16 protein-coding genes are annotated in these 14,945 nt (G+C 37.1%); 7 read left to right on the forward strand and 9 right to left on the reverse strand.

The features are described from left to right. Positions 1–54 precede the first annotated feature (54 nt). From corA to ftsY, 4 genes are all read right to left on the reverse strand, one after another. A complete protein-coding gene (gene corA, locus PF272_RS09595; RefSeq protein ID WP_065234324.1) occupies positions 55–1,002 on the reverse strand; it encodes a magnesium/cobalt transporter CorA in 948 nt (315 codons plus the stop codon). Positions 1,003–1,266: 264 nt separating this feature from the next. After that, positions 1,267–2,202, reverse strand: a complete 936-nt coding sequence (gene ftsX / locus PF272_RS09600; RefSeq protein WP_065234323.1) for a permease-like cell division protein FtsX — start codon at positions 2,200–2,202, stop codon at positions 1,267–1,269. 10 nt (positions 2,203–2,212) lie between these two features. Continuing rightward, positions 2,213–2,878 (reverse strand): cell division ATP-binding protein FtsE, encoded by a 666-nt coding sequence (gene ftsE / locus PF272_RS09605; protein ID WP_065234322.1) that lies wholly within the window; start codon positions 2,876–2,878, stop codon positions 2,213–2,215. 9 nt (positions 2,879–2,887) lie between these two features. Further along, positions 2,888–4,231, reverse strand: a complete 1,344-nt coding sequence (gene ftsY / locus PF272_RS09610) for a signal recognition particle-docking protein FtsY (protein ID WP_271142585.1) — start codon at positions 4,229–4,231, stop codon at positions 2,888–2,890. 128 nt (positions 4,232–4,359) lie between these two features. Between ftsY and rsmD the strand changes: the two genes are divergently transcribed. Then, a complete protein-coding gene (gene rsmD, locus PF272_RS09615; protein ID WP_065234320.1) occupies positions 4,360–4,953 on the forward strand; it encodes a 16S rRNA (guanine(966)-N(2))-methyltransferase RsmD in 594 nt (197 codons plus the stop codon). A 1-nt stretch (position 4,954) separates the two neighbouring features. Beyond that, positions 4,955–5,947 (forward strand): acrylyl-CoA reductase family protein, encoded by a 993-nt coding sequence (locus PF272_RS09620; RefSeq protein ID WP_271142586.1) that lies wholly within the window; start codon positions 4,955–4,957, stop codon positions 5,945–5,947. Between the two features lie 53 nt (positions 5,948–6,000). Here PF272_RS09620 and PF272_RS09625 read toward each other — a convergent pair whose 3' ends face one another. Further along, entirely contained in the window at positions 6,001–7,020 is a 1,020-nt protein-coding gene (locus PF272_RS09625) for a LacI family DNA-binding transcriptional regulator (RefSeq protein WP_271142587.1), read from the reverse strand. 166 nt (positions 7,021–7,186) lie between these two features. Here PF272_RS09625 and PF272_RS09630 point away from each other — a divergent pair, with 166 nt between their 5' ends. Genes PF272_RS09630 through PF272_RS09650 form a run of 5 tightly spaced genes read left to right on the forward strand, consistent with a single transcriptional unit; the run spans position 7,187 to position 11,063 of the window. Next, entirely contained in the window at positions 7,187–7,630 is a 444-nt protein-coding gene (locus PF272_RS09630) for a PTS sugar transporter subunit IIA (RefSeq protein WP_271142588.1), read from the forward strand. A gap of 17 nt (positions 7,631–7,647) precedes the next feature. Next, positions 7,648–7,920, forward strand: a complete 273-nt coding sequence (locus tag PF272_RS09635) for a PTS sugar transporter subunit IIB (protein ID WP_271142589.1) — start codon at positions 7,648–7,650, stop codon at positions 7,918–7,920. Between the two features lie 16 nt (positions 7,921–7,936). Next, positions 7,937–9,301, forward strand: coding sequence for a PTS ascorbate transporter subunit IIC (locus PF272_RS09640; protein ID WP_271142590.1), 1,365 nt, complete (start codon positions 7,937–7,939; stop codon positions 9,299–9,301). Positions 9,302–9,304: 3 nt separating this feature from the next. Further along, positions 9,305–10,126, forward strand: coding sequence for a transketolase (locus PF272_RS09645; RefSeq protein ID WP_271142591.1), 822 nt, complete (start codon positions 9,305–9,307; stop codon positions 10,124–10,126). Beyond that, a complete protein-coding gene (locus PF272_RS09650; protein WP_271142592.1) occupies positions 10,119–11,063 on the forward strand; it encodes a transketolase family protein in 945 nt (314 codons plus the stop codon). The genes PF272_RS09645 and PF272_RS09650 overlap by 8 nt, the downstream gene beginning before the upstream one ends. A gap of 66 nt (positions 11,064–11,129) precedes the next feature. Here PF272_RS09650 and PF272_RS09655 read toward each other — a convergent pair whose 3' ends face one another. From PF272_RS09655 to PF272_RS09670, 4 genes are all read right to left on the reverse strand, one after another. Continuing rightward, a complete protein-coding gene (locus tag PF272_RS09655) occupies positions 11,130–11,924 on the reverse strand; it encodes an ABC transporter ATP-binding protein (RefSeq protein ID WP_065234318.1) in 795 nt (264 codons plus the stop codon). Then, complete coding sequence (locus PF272_RS09660; protein ID WP_271142593.1) at positions 11,921–12,829, reverse strand: ABC transporter permease; 909 nt, start codon at positions 12,827–12,829, stop codon at positions 11,921–11,923. Before PF272_RS09660 ends, PF272_RS09655 begins: the two co-directional genes overlap by 4 nt. A gap of 71 nt (positions 12,830–12,900) precedes the next feature. After that, positions 12,901–13,872 (reverse strand): ABC transporter substrate-binding protein, encoded by a 972-nt coding sequence (locus PF272_RS09665; RefSeq protein WP_271142594.1) that lies wholly within the window; start codon positions 13,870–13,872, stop codon positions 12,901–12,903. A gap of 205 nt (positions 13,873–14,077) precedes the next feature. Next, positions 14,078–14,893, reverse strand: a complete 816-nt coding sequence (locus PF272_RS09670; protein ID WP_271142595.1) for a Cof-type HAD-IIB family hydrolase — start codon at positions 14,891–14,893, stop codon at positions 14,078–14,080. Positions 14,894–14,945 lie beyond the last annotated feature (52 nt).

The raw sequence follows: 14,945 nt of genomic DNA on the forward strand, positions 1-14,945 counted from the left end.
CAGGATAATCTATTATATAGATAAAAAATGCGGCGAGTGCCGCATTTTTTTGTGTTATAACCATCCTTTCCGTTTAAAGTATAGGAATGGGAATAGGGCGGCTAATACCATCAGAATTAAGGCAAATGGGTAGCCAAATTTCCACGTTAATTCTGGCATATTGGCGAAGTTCATCCCGTAGGTTGAAGATACCAATGTTGGTGGTAAGAAAATCAATGAAGCTACGGAGAAGATCTTCATAATACGGTTCTGTTCGATATTCATAAAACCCATTGCTGCTTGCATTAAGAAGTTTACTTTTTGGAAAAGTGATTCATTATGTGGCTGCAAGGATTCAATATCTCGTAATACTTCTCGAGCTTGTTCAAGCTGACTTGCTGGTAAACGTGTTTTGCGAACTAAGAAGCTTAATGCCCGTTGTGTATCCATTAAGCAAAGGCGCACTTTAGAGCTTACGTCTTCTTGTTCGGTTAAGGTGGCTAATGCTCGGTCAAACGCTTCACCTTGTTTACCTTCTAAAATAATTCGGCTTAATTTTTCTAAATCGGCATACACGGTTTCGATAACATCAGCTAACTGCTCAATTTTGGTCTCAAACAGATCAAGCAGTAATTCATAAGCATTACATTCTAGTAGTTTTTGTGTCCGTGAACGCATCCGATATAAACGGAAAGCTGGTAATTCACGATCTCTTAATGAGAATAAACGTCCATCTCTTAAAGTAAACGCAACGGTTGCAATATCAGCGTAATCATCTTCATCTTCGCAATAAAAAAATGAGTGGAGATGTAAACCGTCTTCATCTTCGAAAAAACGTGCAGATGCCTCGATGTCTTCTAGTTCAAGATAAGAGGCTAAGCTTTGTCCTAATCCCTCTTGCAGCATTTCTCGTTCTTCAACAGTAGGCTCTAAGAGATCAATCCAAATTGCATCATTCAATGCTTCACTATTTTCATCAATACGCACTAAACGTGCGTCATCTAAAGCAAAAGCTCCGATCATGTTCGTACTCCCTTGGTTGGGTTTTGAACAACGCAATGAACAAAATTAAAAGATTCTAGTTTAAATAGGGTAGTTGAGATACTTACCGACCTTTCGCCGATAAGCATAGGCTATGAGGCGAAAAGATTAGTTGAAAAAATAAAACCAGTATCGACTGTGACTGTCCAAAGTGTTTGTCCTCATAGAAAAAATATCGGGCGGAATGTTACTCTTGTCGAGCAGGATAGTCAAGCGCCGCTAATAAACGCCGCTTGACTTTTCGTGTTAATTTTTCTTTTCGAAATCATTGATATGTTTATTGGCGGAGATCCATGCTGCGGCATAACCAATTGCCGAACAAATAATGATCATAAAGAGAATTTCAGGTAAAGCTAAACCATTTAATTCAAATTTAAGGGCAAAAATATTTGCAACATAGGTAACAGCCGTTGAGAAATAGGCAATTAGCATAAAGCTAAAAATTGTGGCGAGGATACTGCCGAAAACGCCATAAATAATCCCAGTACAAAGAAATGGTCGTAAGATAAAATGATTAGTTGCACCAAGGAGCTTCATCACTTCAATATTCGCTCGGCTGCTATACACATCTGAACGTACGCTATTACCAATCACTAAAAATACCGCCAAGCTCATCAAAATACTGCAAATGATGGCAATTTGAGCAATTAAGTAAGATACAGCACCTAGTTTTTCCATCCAATCATCATCCAGACGGACTTCTTGAACACCTTTAATTTTGCTTAATGCAGAACGTAACTCCATCAATTCATTGGTATTTTGGTACTCTTTGGTTGGTTTAATCATAACGACTGCAGGTAATGGATTATCATCAAGTAATGACAGTTCTTCACCAAAACCAGACCACTGGCGAAAATCTTCGAGGCTTTTTTGACGAGAGATATAATTTAATGAAGCAACGCCTTCTTGTGATCGGAGTTTTTCGACTACTGAGCTAGTATCTTGTTCGCTAAGACTTTTATTCAGATAGACTGCAAGCTCTGATTCTGGATAAAAGTTATCTACCGCATATTGTACGTTCTTCCATAATAGATAAGTGGTGACAGGTACAGTTAGGGATACAGCAATAACTAATACAGTAAGTAATGTACCTAATTTTCTTTTATATAATTCACGCATCACCATTTGGAATACAAGTTTAAGTTGTAACCATAGTGGTGCATTCAGATGACGCTGACTCATAGTAATCCTATTAACGAATAAATTGTTTTAAATGCCCTTGTTCTAACACGATTGTCGGTTTTGGATTTTGCGAAATCATATTGATATCGTGTGTTGCAATAACCACAGTAACGCCCATATGGTTGAGCTGTTCAAATAACCGGAAAATATCGAGTGATAACTCTTTGTCTAAATTCCCCGTAGGTTCATCGGCTAAAAGGAGTTGCGGTTTATTAACAATGGCACGAGCGATATCAATTCGTTGTTGTTCACCGCCGGACAGTTGTTGTGGATAGTAATTCGCGCGGTGAAATAATCCAACACGATCTAACGCAGCGGAGGCACGACGTTTAACTTCGGAAGGGTGCATTCCATTAATGACTAAGGGTAAACCGACATTATCCAGTACAGTATAACTGGTTAATAAGCGATAATCTTGGTGAACCATACCAATTTGTCGGCGCAAATAAGGCATCTCTGAAGCGGAAAGACGAGTAATGTCATGACCGTTAAACCAGATATTGCCACCATTAGCACGTTCAATACCTAAAATTAATTTAAGTAGTGTACTTTTACCTGCACCAGAATGACCTGTGATATAGGTCATACTACCAGCGGGTAAATGGAAATTTATGCCTTGTAGAGCGGGTTTAGTTCCCCCGCTATAAACTTTACTTACTTCGGAAAATCGAATCATAGTTTTTCCTTACATCTCTTTATCTGATACAAACAACGCTTCGATAAATTCTTCACTCTTGAATGGGCGTAAGTCATCAATTTTTTCTCCTACGCCAATATAACGAATTGGAACATTGAATTGGTCAGCAAGGGCGAAAATAACACCACCTTTTGCTGTACCATCTAATTTAGTCAAGGTGATACCAGTAATACCAACTGCTTCATTAAATAATTTCATTTGGCTAATCGCATTCTGCCCAGTACCTGCATCAAGAGTAAGCATAATTTCATGTGGTGCGGTTTCATCATATTTTTTCATCACGCGCACAATTTTACGTAATTCATCCATTAAGTTATTTTTATTTTGTAAGCGACCTGCGGTATCGGCAATTAGGACATCAATGCCTTTAGCAGTTGCAGATTGCATTGCATCAAACAGTACAGAAGCGGAGTCTGCACCTGTCGCTTGTGCGATCACTGGGATATGGTTCCGTTCACCCCAAACTTGTAGTTGTTCAACCGCTGCTGCACGGAAAGTATCTCCCGCAGCTAACATAACGGACTTTCCTTGTTGCTGGAATTGTTTTGCTAATTTACCGATTGTTGTAGTTTTACCAACCCCATTCACGCCAACCATTAAGATGACAAAAGGTTTTTTATCAGTTAGTTGTAATGGTTGTTCGGTTGGTTTAAGAATCGTACCTAATTCCACTTTTAATTGTTGATAGAGGAGTTCCGCATCTTTAAGCTGTTTACGGCTAGCGTGTTCAGTAAGATTATTAATAATTTTACTGGTCGTTGGAACGCCCACATCTGCAATTAATAATTGTTCTTCAAGCTCTTCAAAGAGATCGTCACCAATTTTCTTACCTGAAAAGAAATTCAGAAAACCAGCGCCAATATTTTGTTTTGTTTTGACTAAACCTTGTACTAAACGGCTAAAGAAGCCTTGTTTTGTTGGCTTCTCTTGCGTTTCAATTTTGCTTGGCTCTGGCTCTGGCTCTGGCTCTGGCTCTGGCTCTGGCTCTGGCTCTGGCTCTGGCTCTGGCTCTGGCTCTGGCTCTGGCTCTGGCTCTGGCTCTGGCTCTGGCTCTGGCTCTGGCTCTGGCTCTAAGGTTGTCGTAACTTTATTTTCCTCTGTGGCAGGATCAAGTTGGTTCGTTGTATCCTCAATAGCTGTTTCTGATTGATGTTCAGAGAGTGTTTCTGTTACAACAGTTGATTCTGCAACATCTTGTTCTGGTTGTTTTTCTGGTTCGGTAATTGCAGGTTGTACTGTTTCTGATGGTGATGAGTGAGTTGGTTGTTCAGTTTGTTTATTACGTCCAAATAATGAAGCCCAAAATCCTTTTTTTTGTTTGTTTTCTGACATATAAAAGTACCGAGTTAAAACACTAAAAATTAAAGCAAAATAAGGTTATCCAAATTTATAAAATAATAGACTAAAATATTCGCTAGTTTATCATTTAAATTTATCTATGCTTAGTATTTCTTCTTATTATGGCAAAAAACCTAGTAAAAGTTCCTCAAGGTAAGGGGGATGTGCGTATCATTGCTGGCTTATGGCGAGGCAGAAAATTACCCGTATTACTCTCACAAGGCTTACGCCCGACATCAGATCGTGTTCGAGAAACATTATTTAATTGGCTGATGAATGATATTGTTGATGCAAGATGTTTAGATTGTTTTGCTGGCAGTGGCGCTTTAGGCTTTGAATCGCTTTCACGTCAAGCGAAAAGCGTAACAATGTTAGAAAAGTCGTCTGTCATCGCAAAACAATTACAACAAAATTTGCAACAGTTAAAAGCTCAAAATGGGGAAGTGATTTGCACTGATACCTTGCGTTTTCTACGTGAACAAACAGTAACAGCGCCATTTGATATTGTTTTTTTAGATCCCCCTTTCCATCAAGACCTATTAGTTGAAACCATAACATTATTAGAAAGCCGATCTTGGTTAGCACAGAATGCACTGATTTATCTTGAGTGTGAAAAAACGTTAAACGAGATTGAGATTCCTCAGACGTGGCAATTATTAAAAGAGAAATTTACTCAACAAGTGGCTTATCGCCTTTATCAAAAACAGGAGTCATAAGATGAAAGCACTCGTGCTAAGACAAACGGAAACCAGTCCATTTCAGTGCCAAATAGAGAATATTGATGAACGATTATTTCCCGAAACACAACGTAAATCAGGGGTGAAAATTAAAGTACATTACTCTTCGTTAAACTATAAAGATGCGTTGGCTGTTTGTGGGATGGGAAAAATTATTAAACATTATCCTTTTATTCCGGGAATTGATTTAGTTGGGAGTGTTGCTGCAAGTGAAGATCCTGCTTTTAAAGTTGGCGATTTGGTGTTGGCGACAGGGTTTGGTTATGGCGAGGTTGAATTCGGTGGAATGAGTGAATTTGCCTTCGTATCAGCACTGCATTTATTAAAACTCTCTGGATCACTAACCGAATATAAGGCGATAGCCTTGGGAACAGCCGGTTTTACTGCAATGTTATGTGTCGATGCGTTGCAGCAAGCAAATATCACGCCAGAGCGTGGCGATATTGTGGTAACTGGTGCAAGTGGTGGTGTAGGTTCGATAGCAGTATATATTTTACGGAAATTAGGGTATTCCGTGATTGCGATTTCAGGCAATCCAGATCGCTATCAGGCTTTATTACAATTAGGGGTAAAAAAGATCTACGATCGTGATCATTTTAATGAACCAAGTCGTCCACTAGAAAAGCAACAGTTTGCAGGTGTGATTGATACAGTAGGTGGTGATATCTTGGCGAATCTATTAAGTAAGGTGCAATACAATGGTTGTATTGCGAGTTGTGGCTTAGCACAAAGTTATCAATTACATACTACAGTGATGCCATTTATTTTACGGAATATTCGTTTACAAGGTGTGGATTCTGTTTATTTCCCATTGGCGCAGCGAAAAGCAATATGGCAACAGTTAGCACAAATTATTGAAGATGATTATTTAAAAGATTTTACTCGCGAAATCAGTTTAATGGATGTTCCTGTCTATGCTAAAAAACTATTAGAACACCAATTATATGGGAGGACGATAGTGAGGGTTAGTTAAGAAAATTTCTAGAGTAAATATTAATTTACTTTAGTAATTTATTGGTAGTTATTTTAAGTACTATCTCGAACAATTAAACGACTTCGTAGCAAAATATTTTCAGGTTGGTAAGTAATTTGTTGGTGATATAAACGACGTAGGGTACGCCCAGCAAGAATACCCATTTCCCGATAAGGAATATACACTGTTGTTAATTTTGGGTATGAAACTTGACTAATCTCTAAGCCGCCAATACTACTGATAGAGATTTCATGAGGAATATTAATATGGCGGCGTAGAGCTTCAAATATTACACCACAAGCTACTTCATCTGATAAACAAATAAATGCATCAATTTTTCCCCATAATAACAGTGCTTCATTAAAGAGTTGGCAACCTGTTTTAAATGAAGCCTGTTCAGCATTATGTAAGATAAGATGTGGATTAATAAAGTGTTCTAAGCAGGCATTATGCCAACTTTGCATATATTGTTGAAATATTGATAAATGTTGATTAGCGCAGAGTAATCCAATTTCTTTTTTTCCTTTTTGAAGAAGATGAGTAACAAGTAAATGGATAACATGGGAAACATCAATACCAATATTAATACTAAATTTATTTGTTTGTTTTGCACCAATAGTGATTAAAGGAATATTGAGCGTTGTTAGTCTTTGCTGTTGTTGTTGATCACATTCCATATTTAATAATACAACTATTTCCGGGGCATAGTTAATAAGTTGATTAATCCAATCTTTTTCCTTTTCTACAAATAAAATTAGTAACTGTAAGTCAGTAGCTTGGATTTCTCTATGTAATCCATCCATAATAAGCGTATTTTCTGTTGCGATTAAAGATGTTGTTACTAAAACAACAGTATTAGAACTGACAGTAGCTAAATTTCTTGCGGCGAGATTAGGAATATATCCCATTTTTTTGATGGCTTGTTGGATTTTATTGCGTAAATCCTCAGAAACTAATTCTGGTTTATGGATCGCTCGTGAAACGGTCATTTGCCCTACTCCTACCTCTTTTGCAATATCGGCAAGAGTAACTTTTCCTGTACTTCGTCGAGATTTATTTTTTTGCTCAGCCATAATTCTTTATTTATTTGCAGAACTAAAATGAATTTAGGATAAGTATATCATCACATAGAAAGTAAAAAGAAAATGTTAGCGCTATCACAAAAATGAAATTTGTCGATTGATGGCTATTTGAGCTTTGATTAAACTTCTTTGTAATAGAGATCTAAAGGAGTAAATCATGTTGGAACAATTTTTACCAAAATCACGGATACAAATTGTAGAAAGGATAAATTCTTGGCAAGACGCAGTAAGGCTTTGTGCAAAACCATTGTTGGATGAGGGTATTATCGAAACACGTTATGTTGATAATATTTTTCGTATTTATGAAGAGGTGGGGCCGTATTTTGTAATTGCGCCAAGAATAGCAATGCCGCATGCAAGACCAGAAGAGGGGGCAAATGAGACAGGATTTTCATTATTAGTTGTATCGTCTGGCGTCAATTTTTATTCCAAAGAAAATGATCCAGTGTCATTAATAATTATGTTATCTGCAAAGGATAATACAGAGCATTTATCGGCATTGGCATCTGTAGCTGAAATTCTTAGTGATGATGCAAATATAGAGCGCTTGATTAATGCAAAAACAGCAGATGAAATTTTTACTTTTATTAAAAAACAATGACCTTTAGGAGGTTTATTATGAAGATTATGGCAGTATGTGGTTCTGGTCTAGGCAGCAGTTTTATGATGGAAATGAATATTAAGAAAGTATTGAGCAAAATGGGGATTACTGCAGAAGTAGAACATACTGATTTGGCTTCGGTAAATCCGACAGATGCTGATGTATTCGTAATGGCCAAAGATATTGCAGCTAGTAGCGGTATTGCTCAGGATAAACTTATCGTAATTACTAATATTGTGAGTTTAACCGAGTATGAAGAAAAACTTACTGAATATTTTAATGCGAACTAATTAAGGGGAAAGCATTATGAACTCTTTGCTTTTTTTTATTTTAGATATTCTTAAAGTACCTGCTGTTTTGGTTGGTTTAATTGCATTAGTTGGTTTAATTGCACAAAGAAAAGCCATGCCAGATATTATTAAAGGTACGATCAAAACTATTTTAGGTTTTATTGTGTTAGGTGGTGGTGCAGGTGTGTTACTTGGCTCATTAACACCGTTAGGAGATATGTTCCAACATGCATTTAATGTGCAAGGAATTATTCCGAATAATGAAGCTATTGTATCACTAGCATTACAAAAGTATGGTACTGCAACTGCGTTAATTATGGCATTTGGTATGGTGGCAAATATTGTGATAGCACGATTTACCCGCTTAAAATTTATCTTTTTAACTGGGCATCATACCTTTTATATGGCTTGTATGATCGGGATTATTCTTACTGTAGCTGGTTTTGAAGGTGTGCAACTTGTCTTCGTAGGTTCATTATCATTAGGACTTGTAATGGCATTTTTCCCTTATATTGCACATCGTTATATGAAACATATTACAGGTAGTGATAATGTGGGTTTTGGTCACTTTGGTACCGTGGGTTATGTGTTAGCTGGTGCAATTGGTGAATGGACTGGTAAAGGTTCAAAATCAACAGAGGAAATGAATCTACCAAAAAACTTAAGTTTCTTACGCGATAGTTCTATTTCCATTTCATTAACTATGATGGTGATTTATTTGATTTTGGCTGTTGCTAGTGGTTCAGAGTTTATTGAAACTAAATTTAGCGGTGGGCAAAATTATTTAGTTTATTCGATTATTCAAGCAGTAACTTTTGCGGCTGGTGTGTTCATTATCCTACAAGGCGTCCGTTTAATTCTTGCAGAAATCGTTCCAGCTTTTACTGGCTTCTCAGAAAAATTAGTACCAAATGCAAGACCTGCACTAGATTGCCCAATTGTATTTCCGTATGCGCCAAATGCAGTATTAATTGGTTTTTTATCAAGTTTCGTTGGTGGTTTAGTTGGTTTATTTATTCTTGGCCAATTAAGTTGGGTATTAATTCTTCCAGGTGTAGTGCCCCATTTCTTCTGTGGTGCAACCGCAGGAGTATTTGGTAATGCAATGGGTGGACGTAGAGGAGCTATTCTTGGTGCATTTGCACATGGTGTCTTAATTACTTTCCTTCCAGTATTTTTGCTTCCGGTATTAGGGAATTTAGGTTTTGCTAATACGACTTTCTCTGATGCGGATTTTGGTGTCATTGGCATTATTTTAGGTAATATGGCAAATTACTGGAATAAAGATGTGATTACAGCTGTGATTGTTGGTGTCTTTGCTTTATTAGTTATTTATAACTACGTTAAAAAAGAGAAAAGTGTAGTAGATACTAAGGAGTAAAGAATGGAAACGGATTTAGTTAAATTTGCTAATCGAATCCGAGTAGAAACACTCAAAACGTTGCTTCATTTAGGCTTTGGGCATTTTGGCGGCAGTATGTCGATTGTTGAAATCTTAGCTGCTTTATATGGCAAAGTAATGAGAGTGAATCCACAGCAACCAGATTGGGTAGATCGGGATTATTTTGTATTATCAAAGGGGCATGGAGGCCCCGCTCTTTATTGCACATTAGCATTGAAAGGTTTTTTTCCGATAGAGCAATTACAAACATTAAATAAAAATGGAACTTTATTCCCAAGTCATCCAGATCGATTAAAAACAGTTGGGGTAGATGCTACAACAGGTTCATTAGGTCAAGGTTTATCTATTGCAACAGGAATAGCTTTTTCTCATTATCTTAGAGGTCTAACAAATCGTACTTTTTGTATTGTAGGTGATGGAGAGTTAAATGAAGGACAATGTTGGGAGGCATTACAGTTTATTGCTCATCATCGATTGACTAATCTAACTGTTATCGTTGACTATAATAAGATGCAATTAGATGGTATGTTATCAGATATTATTGAACCATTTAGTTTAGTAGAAAAATTCTCTGCATTTGGGTTTGATTGTATAGAAGTAGATGGGAAAGATGTTATTAAATTGGCAGAAGTATTAGGTGAAAAAACAGTAGGTAGACCTAAGTTGGTTGTTGTAAATACGATTAAGGGGCAAGGTGTTTCATATCTTGAGGAGATGAATAATTGTCATCATTTACGGCTAGATGATGTAATGAAACAAGCAATTCAACAAGCAATTGTTGAGCTGGAGGGTAAGTATGCGTAATTTACAAAAAGACAATGTTGAAATGAGAGCGGTATATGCATCAACAATGTCAGAATTAATGGCAAAAAATCCTCTGATTATTGATTTAGAAGCTGATTTGATGAGTTCTATGTCAATGGATAAGGTCAAAAAACAATATCCAGATAATGTGATTAATTGCGGTATTATGGAAGCTCATAGTATTGGATTGGCTGCCGGTATGTCTATTGCTGGCCATATTCCTTTTTTCCATACATTTACTGCGTTTGCAAGTCGCCGTTGTTTTGATCAATTATTCATGTCATTAGACTATCAACAAAATAATGTTAAAGTGATTGCATCAGATGCTGGAATTACTTCGGCTCATAATGGCGGAACACATATGTCATTTGAGGATATGGGTATTGTAAGAGGTTTAGCTCATGCAAATGTATTAGAAATGACAGATGCGGTAATGTTTAGGAAAATTTTGCAACAATTAGCTCAACTTAAAGGATTTTACTGGGTTAGAACCACTAGGAAACAAGCAACAAAAATCTATACTGATGATGAAACTTTTACAATTGGTAAAGCAAAAGTTTTACAAGAGGGTAGAGATATCACATTAATTGCCAATGGCATAATGGTGGCTGAAGCTTTATTAGCAGCAGATATTTTAGCGGAAAAATATCAAATTTCAGCAACTGTTATTGATATGTTTACATTAAAACCAATTGATGCAGAAACAATCATTAAATATGCTCAGCAGACAGGAAAGGTGATCACTTGTGAAAACCATAGCATTGAAAATGGGTTAGGTTCGGCAGTAGCAGAAGTTTTAGTAGAATCAATCCCAGTACCAATGAGGAGAGTGGGTATTAAACAACGTTATGGTCAAGTAGGAACTGTTGATTTTTTACAAAAAGAGTATGAGTTAACAGCAGAAGATATTGTAAAACAAGCACTAACTTTCTTTTGAGTTAATATTTAACAAAACGGCTTAATATGATTTATCATACCAAGCCGTTTTTAGTAAGGAGAAGCTTTAATCTAATAACAAACTATCATCGCTAATTCGTTCACCACGAGTACGCTCAAACATTTGTAATAAATCTTGGACGCCCATACGTTTACGTTTGTCGCCATTCACATCTAATACCACCTGACCTTGATGGAGCATTACGGTACGATCTCCATGATCTAAAGCTTGTTGCATAGAGTGAGTCACCATCATTACAGTAAGTTGATTTTCTTCAACGATTTTATCGGTTAGCTCCATTACAAATGCAGCTGTTTTAGGGTCAAGTGCAGCCGTGTGTTCGTCAAGTAATAAGATACTGGATGGTTGTAAAGAAGCCATTAATAGGCTAACTGCTTGGCGTTGGCCACCAGAGAGTAAGCCCATACGGTCACTTAAACGGTTTTCTAAGCCAAGTTTTAAAATAGAGAGTTTTTCACGGAAAAATTCTCGGGTTTCTTTTTTGACGAAAAACGATAAATTACGGCGCTGACCTCGACAGTAAGCAAGAGCCATATTCTCTTCGATAGTTAAACCTTCACAGGTTCCAAGCATTGGATCTTGGAACACTCGTGCTACGGCTGCTGCACGTTGCCAAGTCGTTTTACGGGTGACATCTTCACCATTAAGATAAATTTTACCGCTATCTACAAGGTAATCACCGCAGATTGCATTGAGTAAAGTGGATTTACCTGCGCCATTACTACCAATAACAGTAACAAATTCACCTTTTGAGATATTTAGTGAAAGTCCTCTTAATACAGGGTTTTCTATCGGCGTACCACGATGAAAGGTAATACGCAGATCCTCTAATTTCATCATGCTCCGTTACCTCTTTTTGCTAGAAAGCGACTTTTAATTTGTGGGAGTATTAGTACAAAGACGACTAAAATAGCAGTAACTAAATTTAGATCTTGAGCACCAAAACCGATATCTCTTAATGTTTCACTACTTAATGCGATAGCAATAAAGAAGCGATAAAGAACAGAACCAATAATTACAGCTAATGTGATCATAAAGAGACGTTTTGCTGGGATAAGGGTTTCTCCAATAATGACAGCAGCTAAACCGATAACAATCGTTCCCACTCCAATCGACATATCGGCACCACCTTGTGTTTGCACAAAGAGTGCTCCACCTAATGAAATAAGCGCATTAGATAATGCCATACCAAGGTAAATCATACGGCCAGTTGGGATACCTTGGGCTTTTGACATTCTTTCATTAGCACCAGTAGCTCTTACGGCTAGACCAATTTCAGTATTGAAGAACCAATCTAATAATAGTTTCACGACTACCACAAAACCTAAAACAATAGCAGGTTGGACATACAACTGATTACTTGCGTCTGCATTAATAAAAGGCTCGAAAATTGTTGCCTCACCTAATAAAGGTAAGTTTGGCGCCCCCATAATGCGTAAATTGACAGAATAGAGTGCAATCATCACTAAAATACTGGCCAATAATTGTAAAATTTTAAGTGAAACGTGTAACCAAGCCGTTACCAAGCCTGCAATTGCACCAGCAAAAGCCGCAATTAGCGTTGCTAACCAAGGGTCAATACCATTAACAATACACACAGCACAGACTGCACCACCTAAAGGAAAACTTCCATCAGCAGTCAGGTCAGGGAAATCTAAAATACGGAAAGAAATGAGTACACCTAAGGCCACAATGGCATAAATGAGACCAATTTCTAAAGCACCTAAAAATAAAACTGAAGTCATAGTAATAATATTACGTTAAATGAAAACAACAGATAGGTATAACTTGAAGCTATACCTATCAAACAAAGCAGTTATTCTTTAATTACGTCTTTTGCGGAATCAATTAAATCTTGAGGAACTTTCACACCAAATGCTTTAGCTGCTTTTAAGTTAAGATAAAGATCTAATTTATCCATTGTTTTTACTGGAATATTGCCAGCTTTTTCACCTTTTAAGATAGAACCAACAATTTTTCCAGTTTCTTCACCTAAGGTATAGTAGTTATTGGATAATGCCGCAATTGCACCACGAGAAACCGTACTAGTATCAGCGGCGATAAGTGGAATACCTGCATCTAATGCACTTTTATAAAGTGATTCATAGGCAGAAACGACACCATTATCTGTTGAGGTATAAATAGCATCAACTCGACCTTTCAAGCTACGAGCTGCGGTACTAATATCAGTTGTACGTGGTGCTGGCGCTTCAACAACGGTAAAACCATTGGCTTTACCCGCTTCTTGTAATTGTTTTAATACGACAGTTGAATTGACTTCCCCTGAACTATACACAAAGCCGATAGCTTTTAGATTTGGGATTAAACGTTTAATTAAGTCAATTTGAGGTTGGATTGGTAGAGCGTCTGAAGTTCCAGTGATATTTGTACCAGAAGCTTCCCAAGATTTTACTAATTTTGCTGCCACAGGATCACTAATTGCGGAGAAAACAAGTGGAATATGGCGAGTTGCTGCTGCGACAGCTTGGGCACTTGGTGTACCGATTGCTACGATAACATCAGGTTTATCACCAACAAACTTACGGGCAATTTGCGCCGCTGTAGCAGTATTGCCTTGTGCACTTTGGAAATCGATTTTTAGGTTTTTATCTTCTTCAAACCCCTCTTTTTTTAATTCAGCAATTGTCCCTTGACGAACCGCATCAAGTGCAGGATGTTCAACAATTGCGGTGATCGCAACATTTTTCATCTCAGCTGCGATAGTATTACCGGTTAATAAAGTGGTTGCTGCTAATGTTGCCCATAAGGCGAGTTTAAATTTTTTCATAGTCGCTCCTTTCGTGCATTATTAATGTTCGGCTGTAAAATTAACGTTACACATTGTTTTAAAATAAGTGAGTTAGTTATAGCACAGAGCGACTTTATTGAGAAGATTTTTGATTGACAATAGTTTATTGGAATTAATCTGCATTTTGTGAGAAATATCACAAAATGCAGAGTGTAACGAATGTTTTACGGTTGTAAAGGTGGAGTTATAGATCGGATGAATTAAGTACACCTAAGGCAAGTAAACCTTTTAATAGCCCATCGTGTTCAATATCTTCGGTTGTATAGTCAGCAACTTTTTTTAGTTCTGGATGAGCATTTCCCATGGCAACGCCTGTGCCAACATGACTAATCATCTCAATATCATTAAGACCATCACCAAATGCCATTACATTGTCTATTGTTAAACCGAGGTGTTCAATAACTGCATCAATCCCACTTGCTTTAGAACCAGTCGCCACTAAACAGTCAACAGAATAGTCATGCCAACGTACAGTTTTAAACTTATCCTTGAGAATACCTGAATCAGCGATAAATTGATCTTGTTCCGCAGAATAGAACAGAAGTAACTGATAAATTTCATGGGTTTGATAATAATTTTTGTCGATAAAGTAGCGTGTTGTAATCGGGTCGAGTGCTTGTTTTAGGTGAGGAGTAATATTGGATACTGCAATACCCTCATTTCCAACAAAAGCATATTCAATTTGGTGTTGACTTAAAAAGTGAACAATACGTTCAATATCAGTGGTATCAATAGGATGTTTAGCAATAACCTGGTTTTGATAACTATTATATTGCCCATTGATCGTGACAAATAGTTCAATACCTTCTTGTTTAATTAATTGATCAATTTTCTTGGGGAAGGCGCATCTTGCTCGACCTGTTGCGATAGCGGGAATAATGCCTTTACGTTTTAAACTACGAATAACGGTTGGAACAGTATCAGGCAGGATAGCTTTATCTTTTACATAGAGGGTTTCATCAATATCAAAAAAAATAACTTTAATTGGCGCTTTTAACATACTTCAAACATCTTTTTATTAGAAACAAGGAGCAGCAATCATACCATTTTTT

This window comes from Gallibacterium faecale, from assembly GCF_027920745.1.
Taxonomy (GTDB): Bacteria; Pseudomonadota; Gammaproteobacteria; order Enterobacterales; family Pasteurellaceae; genus Gallibacterium; species Gallibacterium faecale.